The organism is Pseudomonas sp. 21, assembly GCF_000955805.1.
Lineage (GTDB): Bacteria > Pseudomonadota > Gammaproteobacteria > Pseudomonadales > Pseudomonadaceae > Pseudomonas.
Genome location: NZ_JYOA01000003.1, coordinates 565573 through 582318, shown reverse-complemented (window position 1 = coordinate 582318; position 16746 = coordinate 565573). Strand labels below are relative to the sequence as shown.

18 protein-coding genes are annotated in these 16746 nt (G+C 65.3%); 11 read left to right on the top strand and 7 right to left on the bottom strand.

Annotated features, from left to right (window positions below):
• Positions 1 to 76 precede the first annotated feature (76 nt).
• Positions 77 to 469 carry a hypothetical protein gene (locus UB43_RS08285; RefSeq protein ID WP_045209945.1) on the top strand — a complete coding sequence of 131 codons (393 nt, stop codon included), beginning with the start codon at positions 77 to 79 and terminating at the stop codon, positions 467 to 469.
• Between the two features lie 442 nt (positions 470 to 911).
• Here UB43_RS08285 and UB43_RS08280 read toward each other — a convergent pair whose 3' ends face one another.
• Positions 912 to 1196, bottom strand: coding sequence for a hypothetical protein (locus tag UB43_RS08280; protein ID WP_045209944.1), 285 nt, complete (start codon positions 1194 to 1196; stop codon positions 912 to 914).
• Positions 1197 to 1462: 266 nt separating this feature from the next.
• Here UB43_RS08280 and UB43_RS08275 point away from each other — a divergent pair, with 266 nt between their 5' ends.
• The 8 genes from UB43_RS08275 to UB43_RS08240 all read left to right on the top strand — a co-directional run bounded on the left by UB43_RS08275 (position 1463) and on the right by UB43_RS08240 (position 7570).
• On the top strand, positions 1463 to 2053 hold the full coding sequence (locus tag UB43_RS08275; RefSeq protein ID WP_045209943.1) for an amino acid synthesis family protein: 591 nt from the start codon (positions 1463 to 1465) through the stop codon (positions 2051 to 2053).
• A gap of 23 nt (positions 2054 to 2076) precedes the next feature.
• Positions 2077 to 2910: an alpha/beta fold hydrolase gene (locus UB43_RS08270; RefSeq protein WP_045209942.1), complete on the top strand. Its 834-nt coding sequence runs from the start codon at positions 2077 to 2079 to the stop codon at positions 2908 to 2910.
• Complete coding sequence (locus UB43_RS08265) at positions 2907 to 4388, top strand: aldehyde dehydrogenase (RefSeq protein ID WP_045209941.1); 1482 nt, start codon at positions 2907 to 2909, stop codon at positions 4386 to 4388. The genes UB43_RS08270 and UB43_RS08265 overlap by 4 nt, the downstream gene beginning before the upstream one ends.
• Before the next feature lie 13 nt (positions 4389 to 4401).
• Positions 4402 to 4890, top strand: coding sequence for a flavin reductase family protein (locus UB43_RS08260; RefSeq protein ID WP_045209940.1), 489 nt, complete (start codon positions 4402 to 4404; stop codon positions 4888 to 4890).
• Positions 4891 to 5040: 150 nt separating this feature from the next.
• On the top strand, positions 5041 to 5430 hold the full coding sequence (locus UB43_RS08255; protein WP_045209939.1) for a carboxymuconolactone decarboxylase family protein: 390 nt from the start codon (positions 5041 to 5043) through the stop codon (positions 5428 to 5430).
• Between the two features lie 82 nt (positions 5431 to 5512).
• Entirely contained in the window at positions 5513 to 6265 is a 753-nt protein-coding gene (locus UB43_RS08250) for a GntR family transcriptional regulator (protein WP_045209938.1), read from the top strand.
• A gap of 4 nt (positions 6266 to 6269) precedes the next feature.
• Positions 6270 to 6833 (top strand): NUDIX hydrolase, encoded by a 564-nt coding sequence (locus tag UB43_RS08245; RefSeq protein ID WP_045209937.1) that lies wholly within the window; start codon positions 6270 to 6272, stop codon positions 6831 to 6833.
• A gap of 272 nt (positions 6834 to 7105) precedes the next feature.
• Complete coding sequence (locus tag UB43_RS08240) at positions 7106 to 7570, top strand: transposase (RefSeq protein ID WP_045209936.1); 465 nt, start codon at positions 7106 to 7108, stop codon at positions 7568 to 7570.
• A 569-nt stretch (positions 7571 to 8139) separates the two neighbouring features.
• Here the strand turns inward: UB43_RS08240 and UB43_RS08235 are convergent.
• From UB43_RS08235 to ribBA, 5 genes are all read right to left on the bottom strand, one after another.
• A complete protein-coding gene (locus UB43_RS08235) occupies positions 8140 to 9282 on the bottom strand; it encodes an ABC transporter ATP-binding protein (protein ID WP_045209935.1) in 1143 nt (380 codons plus the stop codon).
• 17 nt (positions 9283 to 9299) lie between these two features.
• Complete coding sequence (locus tag UB43_RS08230) at positions 9300 to 10109, bottom strand: ABC transporter permease (RefSeq protein ID WP_045209934.1); 810 nt, start codon at positions 10107 to 10109, stop codon at positions 9300 to 9302.
• Positions 10110 to 10112: 3 nt separating this feature from the next.
• Positions 10113 to 11063, bottom strand: a complete 951-nt coding sequence (locus UB43_RS08225) for an ABC transporter permease (RefSeq protein ID WP_045209933.1) — start codon at positions 11061 to 11063, stop codon at positions 10113 to 10115.
• Entirely contained in the window at positions 11048 to 12073 is a 1026-nt protein-coding gene (locus UB43_RS08220; protein ID WP_045209932.1) for a polyamine ABC transporter substrate-binding protein, read from the bottom strand. Before UB43_RS08220 ends, UB43_RS08225 begins: the two co-directional genes overlap by 16 nt.
• Positions 12074 to 12395: 322 nt before the next feature.
• Positions 12396 to 13505 carry a bifunctional 3,4-dihydroxy-2-butanone-4-phosphate synthase/GTP cyclohydrolase II gene (ribBA, locus tag UB43_RS08215; protein ID WP_045209931.1) on the bottom strand — a complete coding sequence of 370 codons (1110 nt, stop codon included), beginning with the start codon at positions 13503 to 13505 and terminating at the stop codon, positions 12396 to 12398.
• An 88-nt stretch (positions 13506 to 13593) separates the two neighbouring features.
• Here ribBA and UB43_RS08210 point away from each other — a divergent pair, with 88 nt between their 5' ends.
• On the top strand, positions 13594 to 13887 hold the full coding sequence (locus UB43_RS08210; RefSeq protein ID WP_045209930.1) for a DUF1330 domain-containing protein: 294 nt from the start codon (positions 13594 to 13596) through the stop codon (positions 13885 to 13887).
• A gap of 540 nt (positions 13888 to 14427) precedes the next feature.
• Here UB43_RS08210 and UB43_RS08205 read toward each other — a convergent pair.
• Positions 14428 to 15825: a cytosine permease gene (locus UB43_RS08205; RefSeq protein WP_045209929.1), complete on the bottom strand. Its 1398-nt coding sequence runs from the start codon at positions 15823 to 15825 to the stop codon at positions 14428 to 14430.
• Between the two features lie 334 nt (positions 15826 to 16159).
• On the opposite strand from UB43_RS08205, the gene UB43_RS08200 reads away from it, so the two are divergent.
• On the top strand, positions 16160 to 16645 hold the full coding sequence (locus UB43_RS08200; RefSeq protein ID WP_045209928.1) for a flavin reductase family protein: 486 nt from the start codon (positions 16160 to 16162) through the stop codon (positions 16643 to 16645).
• The last annotated feature ends 101 nt before the right edge of the window (positions 16646 to 16746 follow it).

The following is a 16746-nucleotide window of genomic DNA, read 5'->3' as shown; positions in this document are numbered from 1 at the left end:
ACGGGATGGTGCGGCAGGGAATTTTTCCTGCCTTTTCCTATCCAATGGCCATCATGGAACGCCACAGGGTGGATAGATGAACGTATTGAAATTGTCGGCCGTCCTGGCCGCCGCCGCGCTGCTGAGCGCCTGCGGAGGCAACGAGGCCAAGGTCTGCGGCTCGGACGACGTGAAGAACCAGCTGGTGAAGATCTTCCTGTCCGGCGCACTTTCCGCCCAGTCCGACGCGCTGAGCAAGGCCGAGTTGAAGGACGTGGCCATCATCGACAAGGACCCGGACAGCGGCGTGCTGGAGTGCGTCGGCACCCTGACCGTACCGGTGGTCGGCCAGGTGGCCTCGGGCACCCTGAAATACCAGATCGCCCCGGCGGCCAAGTCCGAGCACGACTACCTGCTGCTGCTCGCCGATGGCCCGCTGGCCAATGCCTTCGCCAAGCGCATCGAGGGAATGGTCCCGCAGCAGCAGTGAAGGTTATGCACAGGCAATGAAAAACCGGCCCAGGGGGCCGGTTTTTTATTGAGTGCTCGGATAACGCAACAAGTATTCGGTCACTGCAGCCTTGGAACTGGAGTTGGTGCTAAAAAGATTTCCAGCGAAACATCCGCGCACTCCGAGCCGCCCCGTTCAGGAGAGAATTTTTCGCCTAAGCGAAAAACCGGATGTCCGGGGCAAGACTTTTTGGTTCCTTTTGTGAGGGCGGCTATCCGACGTTTGACAAAAGGGACTCGCCCGAGGGGGCGAAACCAGAGGTCGGCGCGCACGCCGAAGCGACGCAGAATAATCCCACGCAGAAGCAGCAAGAACCTGCATTGTAGGAGTCGACACAGACGTCGCCCCTGCCGACGGATCGCGGGCATGGCCCGCTCCTACAATGAGCCGAGCGTCCGCGCTGAGCGGGTAGACGAAGGGCTCAGAACCCTTCCAGATCGATCAACTCGCCCTCGAAGCGAATCGACCCACCCTCCTCGCTCGCCTCGCCGCCCTGGATCTCACCGTAATAGGAAAGCCCGTTCTCCAGCGTCACACAGACGTGGGTCGGCTCCTCCGGCGCGTCCAGCTGGCCCTTGAAACTGACCTCGATCACACCCTCCTCCGGCGCGCTGAGGGTCACCGTCACGCGGGCGTTATCCACCGCTTCGGCCTCGCGCCCCCAGTGCTCGGCGCTGACGGTCACGGTGGCGATTTCCTGTTTCATGCTCGAAGACTCTCCAACAAGGCTCCGGCGCCAAGCGCGCCGGCTGATGGCAGCAAGGATACCGCGCTACCGAAGCCGCCGAAACGACGGTTTTTCCCCGCGACCGCCTGTCGCCTGTCCTCCCCGCACTCCCACACACCCCCCGCCACTGCTGGCTCCGGGCGCTCCGGCCCGACGGCAAATACGCCTTGCGCAAACTGTATTATGGTATACCATGATACCGAATCCCTTCCCCCACCCAGCCGAAGTCACAACTGGAGCGACCCATGAGTTTCGAGATTCGCAAGATCGTCACCTACAGCGAGCAGACCTTCATCGAAGCCGGCAAGGCCACCGACACGCCGGTGACCATGGTCGGCCTGGCCGTGGTGATCAAGAACCCGTGGGCCGGTCGCGGCTTCGTCGAAGACCTCAAGCCCGAGATCAAGGCCCACTGCTCCGAGCTGGGCGCGCTGATGGTCGAGCGCCTGACTGCCGCCATCGGTGGCGCTGACAAGATCCAGGCCTACGGCAAGGCCGCCGTGGTCGGCGCCGATGGCGAGATCGAGCACGCTTCCGCGGTCATCCACACCCTGCGTTTCGGCAACCACTACCGCAAGGCGGTCGACGCCAAGAGCTACCTGAGCTTCACCAACAAGCGCGGCGGCCCCGGCACCTCGATCCAGATCCCGATGATGCACAAGGACGACGAAGGCCTGCGTTCGCACTACATCACCCTGGAAATGCAGATCGAAGACGCCCCGCGTGCCGACGAGATCGTCGTGGTCCTGGGCGCCGCCGACGGTGGCCGTCTGCACCCGCGCATCGGCAACCGTTACATCGACCTGGAAGAACTGGCCGCCGAACAGGCTCAGTGATCCACACCGTGCAGGAGCGCTCCATGATTCGGCTCACCGCTGAACGCACACCGGCCGGCACCAGTTACCTGGCGACCGGCCAGGGCCACCCCGTGGTACTGATCCACGGCGTCGGCCTGAACAAGGAAATGTGGGGCGGCCAGATCGTCGGTCTGGCCCCGCATTTCCAGGTCATCGCCTATGACATGCTGGGCCATGGCGCGAGTCAGCTGCCGCAGCCGGACTGTGGGCTGGTCGGTTATGCCGACCAGTTGCGCGAGCTGCTCGACCACCTGGGCGTGACCAGCGCGATGGTCATCGGTTTCTCCATGGGCGGTCTGGTGGCGCGGGCCTTCGCCCTGCACTACCCCGAGCGCCTGGACGGCCTTGTGGTATTGAACAGCGTGTTCAACCGCAGCGCCGAACAGCGCGCCGGCGTGATCGAGCGGACCCGCCAGGCCGCCGAGCACGGCCCGGACGCCAACGCCGAGGCCGCCCTGTCGCGCTGGTTCAGCCGCGAGTACCAGGCCGCCAACCCGGCGCAGATCGCCGCGATCCGCCAGACCCTTGCCAGCAACGATCCGCAGGGCTATCTGACTACTTACACGCTGTTCGCCACGCAGGACATGTACCGGGTCGACGACCTGGGCAGCATCAAGGTGCCGACCCTGGTCGCCACCGGCGAGCTGGACCCGGGCTCGACGCCGAAGATGGCCACGGAACTGGCCGAACGCATTCCGGGTGCCAGGGTGACGGTGCTCGACGAGCAGCGCCACATGATGCCGGTGGAGTCGCCGCGGCTGGTCAACCAGATGCTGCTCGACTTCCTGCAACAGGCGCAGGTTTCCAAGAATCACGTACAGGGGAATGTCGCATGACCCTCGCACGCTTCCAGATGTTCATCGATGGCCAGTGGGTCGACGCCGTCTCCGGCAAGACCTTCGAGAGCCTCGACCCCGCCCGTGCGCAAGCCTGGGCCGAGCTGCCCGATGCCGACGAAGCCGATGTCGAGCGCGCCGTACAAGCGGCACAACGAGCCTTCCACGACCCGGCGTGGCGCGGCCTCACCGCCACCGCGCGGGGCAAGCTGCTGCGTCGCCTGGGCGACCTGATCGCCGAGAACAAGGAACACCTGGCGCAGCTGGAAAGCCGCGACAACGGCAAGCTGATCCGCGAGACCCGCGGCCAGGTCGGCTACCTGCCGGAGTTCTTCCATTACACGGCCGGCCTTGCCGACAAGCTCGAAGGCGGGACCCTGCCGCTGGATAAGCCCGACCTGTTCGCCTACACCGTGCACGAACCGCTGGGCGTGGTCGCCGGGATCATCCCGTGGAACAGCCCGCTGTACCTGACCGCGATCAAGCTGGCCCCGGCCCTCGCCGCCGGCAACACCATCGTCCTCAAGCCGTCGGAACACGCCTCGGCGACCATTCTGGAGCTGGCCCGCCTGGCCACCGAGGCGGGCTTCCCGGCCGGCGTGGTCAACGTGGTCACCGGCTTCGGCCCGAGCACCGGCGCGGCGCTGACCCGCCACCCACTGGTGCGCAAGATCGCCTTCACCGGCGGCGCCGCCACCGCGCGCCACGTGGTGCGCAGCAGCGCGGAGAACTTCGCCAAGCTGTCGCTGGAACTGGGCGGCAAGTCGCCCAACATCATCTTCGCCGACGCCGACCTGGACAGCGCCATCAACGGCGCCGTGGCCGGCATCTACGCCGCCTCCGGGCAGAGCTGCGTCGCCGGCTCGCGCCTGCTGGTACAGGACGAGATCTACGACGAGTTCGTCGCCCGCCTGGTGGAGCGCGCCCAGCGCATCCGCATCGGCAACCCGCAGGACGAGCAGAGCGAGATGGGCCCCATGGCCACCGCTCAGCAGCTCGCCGTGGTCGAAGGCCTGGTCGCCGACGCCCTCGCCGAAGGCGCCCGCCTGCGCCTGGGGGGCAAGCGTCCGTCGATCGACTCCGAGGGCTGGTTCTACGAGCCGACCCTGTTCGAGTGCGACAGCCACTCGATGAAGATCATGCAGGAAGAAGTCTTCGGTCCCGTCGCCTCGGTCATTCGTTTCAAGGACGAGGCCGAAGCGCTGGCGATGGCCAACGACTCCCAGTTCGGCCTCGCCGCCGGCATCTGGACCCGCGACCTGGGTCGCGCCCACCGCATGGCCCGGGGCATTCGCAGCGGGATCATCTGGGTCAACACCTACCGCGCGGTGTCCGCCATGGCGCCCATCGGCGGTTTCCACAACAGCGGCTACGGCCGCGAGAGCGGCATCGATTCGGTGCTGGCCTACACCGAGCTGAAGACGGTGTGGATCAACCTCTCGCAGGCGCCCATGCCCGATCCCTTCGTGATGCGCTGAGAGGAGCGACGAGATGATCGAACCTGGCATCTACAAAGAAGTGATGGGCTCCTTCCCGTCCGGCGTCACCGTGGTCACCACCCTGGATGCCGATGGCGAGATCGTCGGCATCACCGCCAGCGCGTTCAGCGCGCTGTCCATCGACCCGGCGCTGGTGCTGTTCTGCCCCAACTACGGCTCGGACACCTACCCGATCCTGCGGGACAGCAAGCAGTTCGCCATCCACCTGCTGTGCTCCGACCAGCAGGCGGAGGCCTACGCCTTCGCCAAGAAGGGCAAGGAGAAGGCCAAGGGCATCGAGTGGCGCCTGAGCGAGCTGGGCAACCCGCTGCTGACCAAGGCCACCGCGATCATCGAATGCGAGCTGTGGCGCGAATACGACGGCGGCGACCACGCGATCATCGTCGGCGCGGTGAAGAACCTGATCCTGCCGGAGCAGGAGGTCACCCCAATGGTCTACCACCGCGGCAAGCTCGGCGCGCTGCCCGAGATAGCCGGCTGAAGCTTTCCAGGGCCGCTCGCCATCACCCTCGGCAGCGGCCTTTTTTATTTATCCGCCCCCGCCGGCGGACGGGATTGCACCTTGTAGGAGCGGGCCNNNCCCGCGATCGCGCGCATGGCCCGCTCCTACAGGGAAAGCGAGGAGCATGAGATGAGCAACGAGAAATACGAAAAGGGCCTGGCCATCCGCACCCAGGTGCTGGGCGAGGCCTACGTGAACAAGTCGATCCAGAACGCCGACGACTTCACCCGCCCGCTCCAGGAGATGGTCACCGAGTACTGCTGGGGCCACGTCTGGGGCCGGGACGGCTTATCGCTCAAGGAACGCAGCATGATAAACTTGGCGATGATTTCGGCACTCAACCGCCCCCACGAACTCAAGCTGCACGTGCGCGGTGCTCTGCGTAACGGGTTATCCCGCGAGCAGATCCGCGAGATCCTCCTGCAGGTCGGCATCTATTGCGGGGTTCCCGCGGCGGTGGACAGTTTCCGCCTCGCCCGCGAAGCCTTCGCCGAGGCCGACGCCGAGGAACGTGGTTGATTGCTGGCCCGACTTGACGATGGAGCACTCAAGGGTGCTCCATCGTTCTTCCTATGGACAGCCAGAACACAGAGCGGACCCCATGAAACGCTTGCCACTCGACGATAGCTTCAAGGTCAATCGCAACCCCGTCACCCTGCGCGAAATCGTCCTCGACAAGCTGCGCGGCGCCATCCTCAACTTCCAGCTGCTGCCGGGCGACCGCCTGGTGGAGCGCGATCTGTGCGATCGCCTGGGCGTCAGCCGCACCTCCGTGCGCGAGGCGCTGCGCCACCTGGAGTCCGAGGGCCTGGTGGAGTTCGCCGATGCCAAGGGTCCGCGCGTTGCCATCATCACCCTGGAAGACGCGGTCGACATCTACGAGCTGCGCTGCGTGCTCGAAGGCCTGATCGTCCAGCTCTTCACCCTCAACGCCAAGGCCCGCGACATCCGCAACCTGGAGCGTGCGCTGGAAGAAAACCGCCAGGCGCTGGAGGACGGCGAGCTGCAGCAGGTGATCGAATCGGTACAGGGCTTCTACGACGTGCTGCTCGAAGGCTCGGGCAACCGCACCGCCGCCACCCAGTTGCGCCAGCTGCAGGCACGCATCAGCTACCTGCGGGCCACCTCCGTGTCCCAGGAGAACCGCCGCGCCGCCAGCAACCAGGAGATGGAACGCATGGTCGAGGCGATCAAGAGCGGCGACCCGGTCGCGGCTCACCAGGCCTCGGTCGATCACGTGCGCGCCGCCGCCAAGGTCGCCCTGGACTACCTGCGCTCCAAGCAGGATGGCGCCGGCAGCGTGCGCGACATCGCCACCCCCATCGCGCTCAAAGAGCCGCGCATAGGCCGCTGACGCCATGCCCGCCCCGCGCTTCTGCCCCGCTTGCGGCAGTGGCGGCCTCAGCCGCCAGTGCCCGCCGGGGGACACCCATGAGCGCCTCACCTGCGCGGGCTGCGGCTACATCCACTACGAGAACCCCAAGGTCATTGCCGGCTGCATCATCGAGCGCGACGGCAAGTACCTGCTCTGCCAGCGCGGCATCCCGCCGCGCCCCGGCACCTGGACGCTGCCGGCCGGCTTCATGGAGAACGGCGAGACTACCGAGCAGGCGGCCCTGCGCGAAGTCTGGGAAGAAACCGGTGTGCGCGCCGACATCGTCTCGCCCTACTCCATCTTCAGCGTGCCGATCATCAGCGAGGTCTACATCATCTTCCGCGCCAGCGTGATCGAGGAAACCGGCGAGCACGGCCCCGAGACGCTGCAGGTGAAGTTCTTCGCGCCGGAGGAGATCCCCTGGGACTGCATCTACTACCCGGCGATCCGACAGATCCTCGAGCGCTACATCGAGGAACGCCAGGCCGGCGTGTATGGCATCTACATGGGCAATGACGACACCGGGAAGGTGCACTTCATCCGCTAGCTCAACGCTTCCATGTAGGAGCGTGCCATGCACGCGATCCGTCGGCAGGGCCGGCGGTTGATCCAGACGCTGTGCCCCGCCAAAACGGGTAAGCGCGTTGGCGATTCCCTGTCTGGAATGCCATCCGGGGTTGACCGCGCGTATTCGCGCGGTCGCGGGCATGGCCCGCTCCTACAGGGGACACCGAATCAACCGGATGGCTTCCGGGTATTTCCTCTCGTCGAGAGCAGCAGTGAACTTGATAGTCGATCCACTCACAAAGAGGATCGACCATGGCCCTTACCTCTCCCGGCCGCGTTGCGTTGCGCAAAGGTCGTGTCGCCCTGCCCCACGCCATCTATCTGATCACCACCACGACGCTGCGACGCCAACCGATCTTCACTCACTTCGCGGCCGGCTGCGCGGCGGCTCGTTGCTTCGAAGATCGAGCGCTGCTGCACGGCTGCAGCATGCTGGCCTGGGTGCTGATGCCTGATCATGCGCACTGGCTTCTCCAACTTGGGACTGAGCCCAACCTGGAAGCCACGGTGAACCGCCTCAAGTCTGCCAGCGCACGCCTGGCCAACCGAGCGACGGGCAGGCGCGGCGCATTATGGACAGCAGGTTTCCATGATCGGGCCCTGCGTCATGAAGATGATCTGCGCAAGGCGGCTCGGTATCTGGTGGCGAACCCGCTTCGTGCGGGACTGGCAACGCGAGTGGGCGATTATCCCTTCTGGAACGCCATCTGGATCTAACCGCGCGCACCCGCGCGGTTCGCGGGCGTGGCCCGCTCCTACAAAAGCTTCAACGCCAACCTGTAGGAGCGTGCGTGCACGCGATCCGTCGGCAGGGCCGGTGGTTGCTCCGAGTGTCATAACTCCCGCCAAAACGGGTGAAGCGCCTGGCTATTCACTCCTGCTGGAACAGCATCCGGAAGCTGACCGCGCGCACCCGCGCGGTTCGCGGGCATGGCCCGCTCCTACAAAAGCTTCAACGCCAACCTGAAGGAGCGTGCCATGCACGCGATCCGTCGGCAGGGCCGGGGTTGCTCCGAATGTCATAACTCCCGCCAAAACGGATGAAGCGTCTGGCTATTCGCTCCTGCTGGAACAGCATCCGGAAGCTGACCGCGCGCACCCGCGCGGTTCGCGGGCGTGGCCCGCTCCTACAAAAGCTTCAACGCCAACTTGTAGGAGCGTGCCATGCACGCGATCCGTCGGCAGGGCCGGCGGTCAATCCGGACGCCATCGTTACCCGCAAAAGCGCCAGGCAAAAAATCCCCCGGTTCCACGCGGGAGACCGGGGGTTCAAGGGATGAATCAGATCAGTGCGCGCCCTTGGTCAGGTCGCTCTCGTTCCACTGGTCGTACACGCAGGCATCGGCGGCGGCCCAGCGCACGCGGACTTCGCTGCCGGGGGCCAGCGGCTGAGTGTTGCCGGAGAGCTCCTTGAGGGTCAGCTGAGCGCCGCTGGCGGTGACCACACTGCAGGTCAGGCTCTCGCCGAGGAACACGGTCTCGGCCACCTTCGCCGGAATCTCGTTCCAACCCGCGGCCAGCGGCGTGGCGGCGGCCTGGGTCGGGCTCAGCACCTGGGCCTTCTCCGGGCGCACCATCAGCAGGATGTCCTGGCCTTCGCGCAGGTGCGCGGTCGGGCGGATGGCCAGCGCTCGGCCTTCGAACTCCGCCGCAGCGTTGCCGTGGGCACGGGCGCGGAGGAAGTTGGAGTTGCCGAGGAAGGAGGCCACGAAGGCATTCGGCGGGTTCTGGTAGAGGTTGTAGCCACTGCCCAGGCCGACGATCTTGCCGTGGCTGAAGATGGCGATGCGCTGGGACAGGCGCATGGCTTCTTCCTGGTCATGGGTGACGTAGACGATGGTGATGCCCAGGCGACGGTGCAGGTGACGCAGCTCGTCCTGCAGGTCTTCGCGCAGTTTCTTGTCCAGCGCGCCGAGGGGCTCGTCCATCAGCAGGATGCGCGGTTCGTAGACCAGCGCGCGGGCGATGGCGACGCGCTGCTGCTGGCCGCCGGAGAGCTGCGCCGGGCGGCGGTGGGCGAACTTGTCCAGCTGCACCAGCTTGAGCATGGCGTCGACACGACGGTCACGCTCGGCGCCCTTCTGCTTGCGGATGTCCAGCGGGAAACCGATGTTGTCGCGCACCGACAGGTGCGGGAACAGCGAGTAGCGCTGGAACACCATGCCGATATCGCGCTTGTGCGGCGGCACGTTCACCAGCGACTGGCCTCCGACCAGGATCTCGCCGCTGCTGGGCGTCTCGAAGCCGGCCAGCATGGACAGCGTGGTGCTCTTGCCCGAGCCGCTGGAGCCCAGGAAGGTGAGGAATTCGCCGTCCTGGATGTCGAGGGAAATGTTGTCCACGGCGGTGAAGTCGCCATAGAACTTGTTCAGGTTGCGCAGGCTGACCAGGGTCTTCTGCTCGCGGGATTCTTGGATCACGGCACTCATGGCATTTACCTCGGCGCTCAGGCGCGGATTTCGTTGCGCCGGCGCAGGGCGGCGGCGATCACCATTACCAGCACGGACAGGCCGATCAGCAGCGTCGAGGCGACGGCGATCACCGGGGTCAGGTCCTGGCGCAGGGTGGTCCACATTTTCACGGGCAGGGTCTGCAGGGTCGGGCTGGCCATCATCACGCTCAGCACCACCTCATCCCAGGAGACCAGGAAGGCGAACAGCGCGCCGGCGACCATGCCGGGGCGGATCGCCGGGAAGGTCACCTTCATCACCGCCTGCAGGCGCGATGCGCCGCAGATCACCGCGGCGTCCTCGATGGACTGGTCGAACAGCTTCAGCGAGTTGATGATCGAGATGATGGTGAACGGCAGCGCGACGATCACATGGCTGACCACGAAGGAGAACAGCGTGCCGGTGTAGCCGAGCTTGAGGAACAGCGCGTAGACCGCCACCGCGATGATCACCAGCGGCACGATCATCGGCAGGGTGAACAGCCCGTAGAGCAGCTCGCGGCCGGGGAACTTGCCGCGCACCAGGGCGAACGCGGTGGGCAGGCCCAGGGCGACGGAGCAGATCGTGGTGAGGATCGCCACTTTCAGGCTGGCCAGCGCGGCGCTCATCCATTCGGGGTTGGAGAAGAACTGGCCGTACCACTTCAGCGTCCAGCCCGGCGGCGGGAACACCAGCCACTGGGAGGAGCCGAAGGACAGCAGCACGATGAACACGATGGGTAGCAGCAGGAAGGCCGCGATGGTGCCGGTCGTGAGGTAGAGGCCGACACGCATGCGCCGGCTCATGGCATTGGGTGAGAGCAGCATGGCTTACCTCGCGCTACTGGAAGCCACCGGGGACTCCGGCTGCAGCTTCAGGTAGAGGTAGAACAGCACCAGGGTGATGGCGATCAGCAGCGCGGCGGCGGCGCTGGCCAGGCCCCAGTTGAGGAAGGATTGCACCTGCTGGACGATGAACTCCGGCAGCATCATGTTCTGCGCCCCGCCCAGCAGCGCCGGGGTGACGTAGTAGCCCAGGGACATGACGAAGACCATCAGGCCGCCGGAGAACAACCCTGGCCGGCATAGCGGGATGAACACCCGGAAGAAGTTGGTCCAGGGGCTGGCGCCGCAGATCGAGCCGGCCTGCAGCACCATCGGGTCGATGGCCGCCATGGTCGCCTGCAGCGGCAACACGATGAACGGGATCATGATGTAGCTCATGCCGATCACCACGCCGGTGAGGTTGTGCACCAGCTCCAGCGGCTGGTCGATGATGCCCAGCGCCATCAGGGTCTTGTTGATCACCCCCGAGGCCTGCAGCAGCACCAGCCAGGAGTAGGTACGCGCCAGCAGGCTGGTCCACATCGACAGCAGCACGATGTTCAGCAGCATGCGTCCCCAGCCGCGCGGCACCAGGGTGATCGCCCAGGCCAGCGGGAAGCCCAGCAGCAGGCTGATCACGGTGACCAGCGCGCCGACCGCGAAGGTGTTGAACAGCACCCGCGAGTAAGCCGAGTTGGCGAACAGCTGGGCGTAGTTGTCCAGGCCCGGGGTCGGTTCCAGCACACCGCGCAGAAGCAGCCCGATCAGCGGGGCGAGGAAGAACAGGCCGAGGAACAGCAGCGCCGGCAGCAGGTTGCGGAAGCCGCGCCAGCGGTGGGTGAGCATTTCATCCTGTCGCATGGGTTCTGCCTTCGGGGCCTGCGAGCCGGCGGCGCGGGGTGCGCCTCCGGCGGCCTGGCCCGGCTGCATCACAGCCATTTTCACTTGACCAGCCATTCGTTCCACCGTGCGGCGATCGCCGGGCCGTTCTTCGCCCAGTAGGCGTAGTCGAGGGTGATCTGTTCCTGCGCGTAGGCGGTGGGCAGGTTCGGCGCCAGGTCAGGCTTGAGCTGGCCGACGCTGTCCAGGTTCACCGGGGCGTAGGCGGTGAGGTTGGCGAAATCCGCCTGGCCCTTGGCACTGCTGGAGTTGGCCAGGAACTTCATCGCCGCGTCCTTGTTCTTGGCGCCCTTGGGCACCACGAGGAAATCGGCCATGACCAGGTTCTGCTTCCAGCTCACGCCCACCGGCGCGCCGTCCTGCTGCAGGGCGTAGATGCGGCCGTTCCAGAACTGGCCGAGGGTCGCTTCGCCGGAGGCCAGCAGTTGCTGCGACTGCGCGCCGCCACCCCACCAGACGATGTCCTTCTTGATGGTGTCGAGCTTCTTGAAGGCGCGGTCCAGGTCCAGCGGGTAAAGCTTGTCCTTGGCCACGCCGTCGGCCAGCAGGGCCAGTTCCAGTACGCCGGGGCTCGGCCATTTGTACAGCGCACGCTTGCCCGGGTAGGTGGCGGTGTCGAACAGCGCGGTCCAGTCCTGCGGCTGCTTGCCGCCGACCTTGCCCTGGTTGTAGCCCAGGACGAAGGAGAAGTAGAACGAGCCGACGCCGTGGTCGGAGACGAAACGCGGGTCGATGCGGTCGCGCTTGATGGTGTTGAAGTCCAGGGGCTCCAGCAGCCCTTCGGCGGCGGCGCGCAGGGCGAAGTCGGCCTCGACGTCGACCACGTCCCACTGGACGTTGCCGCTTTCCACCATGGCCTTGAGCTTGCCGTAGTCGGTGGGGCCGTCCTGCACCACGGGGATACCGGTGGCCTGGCTGAAGGGTTCGGCCCAGGCCTGCTTCTGCGCATCCTGGGTGGTGCCACCCCAGCTGACGAAGCTGAGGCTGTCGGCGCCGAAGGCAGCGGTGCCGGTTGCGCCGAGGAATGCTGCGGCCAGGACCGCGACTGCACGTTTCTTGAACACCATCTTGCTTGCCCTCGTTGTTGTGATTGTTCACGGCGACCTTCGTGGATCGCCTGTCTGGAGCAGGTGGCCGTAGCGTCGTCAGGTTCCGATGGAGTGGCACGCTGACGGGCAGAAAAGATAAGGCCTACGGAATGTCATATTATGGTATTCCAAACTTTCCGCAAGTCCTCGGCGACACCGGCCATCGTCGCGGCGGAGCTTGCGTGGAGTCCCCGTCGTTCCTCGTGTTGCGCAGGTAATTGATTGAAAAGGAGTTCTTCTGGTGCCGCGGCCGTGCTGAAAATTTCTGGCGAAACGCCAGCACGGCGAGCGGACGAACGGATCAACCTTCGAAGGGCAGTGTCTCGACCACTTCCAGGTCGTAGCCGGTGAGACCGGCATACTTCAGCGGCGCACCGAGGTGGCGAATCTTGCCGACGCCGATGTCCTGGAGGATCTGCGCGCCAGTGCCGACCTCCGAATAGATGCGCGACTGCGAGCGGGTGAACTGCCGCGGCGCCTGCGTCAGCTGCGGCACGCGGGCCAGCAGCGCCTGGGAGGATTCGTTGTTGGCCAGCACCACGACCACACCGTGGCCCACTTCCGCCACCTTCTGCAGCGCGGCCCAGAGGGTCCAGTTCTTCGGCCCGGTGTACTCAGCGCCGACCAGGTCGCGCAGCGGGTCGATCACATGCACGCGCACCAGGGTCGGCTCGTCACGCTTGATGTCGCCCATGACCATGGCCATGTGTACGCCACCTTCGATGCGGTCCTCGTAGGTGACCAGGCGGAAGGTGCCGTGCACCGTGGGCAGTTCGCTCTCGCCGATGCGCGCGACAGTGTGTTCGTTGCTCAGGCGATAGTGGATCAGGTCGGCGATGGTGCCGATGCGGATGCCGTGGCGCTTGGCGAAGGCTTCCAGGTCCGGCCGGCGGGCCATGCTGCCGTCGTCGTTCATCACCTCGACGATCACCGAGGCGGGCGTAAGCCCAGCCAGGCGCGCGAGATCACAGCCCGCCTCGGTGTGGCCGGCGCGGGTCAGCACGCCGCCTTCGCGGGCGCGCAGGGGGAAGATGTGGCCGGGCTGCACCAGGTCCTCGGCACGGGCGCCCGGCTTCACGGCGGTGATCACGGTGTGCGAGCGATCCGCGGCCGAGATGCCGGTGGACACCCCGGTGGCCGCCTCGATGGACACGGTGAAGGCAGTGGAATAGGCACTGCCGTTGGCCGGCACCATCTGCTCCAGGCCCAGGCGGGCGCAGTGCTCGTCGGTCAGCGTCAGGCAGATCAGCCCGCGCGCCTCGCGGGCCATGAAGTTGATCGCCTCGGGCGTGCAGCGCTCGGCGGCGAGCAGCAGGTCGCCTTCGTTTTCACGGTCTTCGTCGTCGACCAGGAGCACCATCTTGCCCTGGCGGTAGTCTTCGATGATGTCTTCGATGCGGTCGAACGGCATGGTGCGGTACCCGGCTGGATCGTGGATGAAAAAATCTGGTATACCATAATACATTTCTTATCCGAAACCGCAGCAAGCAGAGGTGAACATGAAGGCTTACTGGATCGCTCACGTCGACATCACCGACCCGGAGCAATACGGCGAATACACCCGGCGCGCGCCGGCGGCTTTCGCCAGGTATGGCGGCAGGTTCCTCGCCCGCGGCGGACGCTCCGAGGCACTGGAGGGGCGCCCTACCCCTCAGCGTAGCGTGGTGATCGAGTTCGATTCCTATGAGCAGGCGGTGGCCTGCTACCGCTCGGCGGAATACCAGGAGGCCTGCGCGCACCGGCAGGGCGTGGCGAAGGCGGATATCGTCATCGTCGAGGGATTCGAAGGGTAAGACCCGGACAGGAGCCGTCGGCCCTGGCGACGGATCGCGGGCATGGCCCGCTCCTACAGCGAGCTGTGCCATGCGATTCGCGAGCAAGCTCGCTCCTGCTATGGGCGCCCCACAGCTCTGGCTCCTTTGATGACTTCCAGAGAAAGACCCGCGTACTCCGAACGCCCCGTTCAGGAGGCCTCGTTGAAGCGGAGTTTCAGGGGTTGAGCGGCATGGATGCCGCGAGAGCGCTGTCGGGCCAAGGATGGCCCGTCAGCGCGGGCCCCTGAAACTTCGCTTCAACGAGGGCATTTTTCGCCTAAGCGAAAAACCGGATGTCCGGGGCAAGACTTTTTGGTTCCTTTTGTGAGGGCGGCTATCCGACGTTTGACAAAAGGGACTCGCCCGAGGGGGCGAAACCTGCTCTCTCGGCACACACATCAGCGGCGCGGGAACTCCATTTCCCAAGCAACTACAAGCTAATGCTCTGCGCCGCACAGGCAAAAAAAAGCCCCGCCGAAACCCGGCGGGGCAGAGAGTGTAAAACCCAGGTCGAAAACCTTACTCCGCGATCCCCAGCGCCACCGGCTGGCCAACTTCGCGGGCCTGGCCGCGGGTGGCCAGGCAGTAGTACAGCGGAACGGTCACCAGCAGGCCGACCAGCCAGGACAGGTCCACCCCGTCGATGTAGTTGGCGTACGGACCGACGAACAACGACGTGTTGGCGAACGGCAGTTGCACGATGATGCCGATGAAGTACGCCACGATCGCATGCGGGTTGAAGCGCCCGTACACGCCGCCATCACGGCGGAAGATCGAGTGGATGTCGTAGCGGCCACGCTTGATCAGGTAGAAGTCGATCAGGTTGATCGAGGCCCAGGGCACCAGCACGATCAGCATCGCCAGGATCAGGCCGATGAACTGCGAGATGAAATTGGCCGAGGCGCCCAGCGCCATCAGGCAGCTGCCCGCCAGCACCACCGAGGACAGCACCACACGCACTCGCACGCTGGGCGTCCAGTTGCCGGCGAAGGTCTGGATCGAGGTGACGATGGAGAGCACCGCGCCATAAAGGTTCAGCGCGTTATGGCTGATGATGTTGAGCAGGAACAGCAGCATCAGCACCGGGCCGAACAGACCGGTGGCCTGCTTGACCGCGACCATCGCATCGGTGCCTTCCGGGGTGGCCAGAACGGCGACAGCGCCGAAGCTGAACGACAGGCTGGTACCCGCCACCGCGCCGGCGAAGGTGGCCAGGAACGGCTTGCCGATGCCGACGCTGGCCGGCAGGTAGCGCGAGTAGTCCGAGGTGTAGGGCGCGAAGCTGATCTGCCAGATGATGCCCAGGCACAGGGTGGCCAGGAAGCCGGACAGGTTGAAGGCGCCGCGGGAGAGGAAGTTCGCCGGCAGGTCGCCGCCCAGCATGATGACGAAGCCCAGCAGCAGCGCGCCGCCCATCACCCAGGTGCCGATGCGGTTGAGGGTATGGATGAAGCGGTAGCCGATCACGCCGATGGCCGTGGCGCTGAGGGCGCCGAGGATGATCGCCACAGGCGTCGGCGTCGCCGGCACCAGGCCCTGGATCGACTTACCGGCCAGGACGATGTTGGAAATGAAGAAGCCGATGTAGATCAGCGCGGTGAAGAACACGATCAGCAAGGCGCCGTAACGGCCGAACTGGCCCCGGCTCTGGACCATCTGCGGGATGCCCATCTGCGGGCCCTGCGCCGAGGCCAGGGCGAGGAACACGCCGCCGAACATGTGGCCCAGGACAATGGCGATCAACCCCCAGAGCAGGTCGAGATGGAATACCTGGACCGCCATTGCGCCAGTGACCACCGGCAGCGGTGCGATGTTGGTGCTGAACCACAGCGTGAACAGGTCGCGGGGGCGGCCATGACGCTCGGCCGGCGGCACGTAATCGACGGTATGGTTCTCGATCAGCGGAGTATCGGACATCGTTTTTGCCTTGCTTATTGTCTTTGTAAGGTCGGGTCATCCGGCGCCCTGGATCGGGCAGAAACGGCGCTACGGTGACGGCAGAAATATTATGGTATTCCAAATACCAAGCAAGAGTTTTCTACGTAACCGTTGGTCGAATGGCCGCCACCGGCCTCTCTGCCGGAGACTCGGCTTATCGGCGAAAGCCACGTATTACGCAGCCTCCAGCTGACGACCGGGATCGCTCCGGCCATCCATCGGGAAAAGAAAGGACTTGCTTTAGAAGTATTACGGTATACCATCAGACGAAACGACCACCCCCGATGGCCGGCTCACCAGACAGGTACTCGCAATGATCGACCACGCTGCCTACAAACAAGTCATGGGCTCCTTCCCGTCCGGCGTCACCGTCATCACCACGATGGACGACGATGGCCAGGTGGTCGGCCTCACCGCGAGCGCCTTCAGCTCCCTGTCGATGGACCCGGCGCTGGTGCTGTTCTGCCCCAACTACAGCTCCGATTCCTACCCGGTGCTGATCCGCCGCAAGCACTTCGCCATCCACCTGCTGTCCGCCGACCAGAAAGGCGAGGCCTACGCCTTCGCCAGCAAAGGCAAGGACAAGGCCCAGGGCATCGAGTGGACCCTGAGCGAGCGCGGCAACCCGCTGCTGGAAAATGCCACCGCCATCATCGAGTGCGAGCTGTGGCGCGAATACGAAGGCGGTGACCACGCCATCCTGGTCGGTGCGGTGAAGAACCTGATCGTGCCGGACCAGCAGATCACCCCGATGATTTACTGCCGCGGAAAGATGGGCGCGCTGCAGGCCTTCGCCTGACCGCCTGATCTTTCGCCGCCCGGCGCAGGCCCCTTCTTGCGGGAGTGAGAAGGGGCTTTTCTTTGGCCCGGCGCCCCTGTAGGAGCGCCCCATGGGCGCGA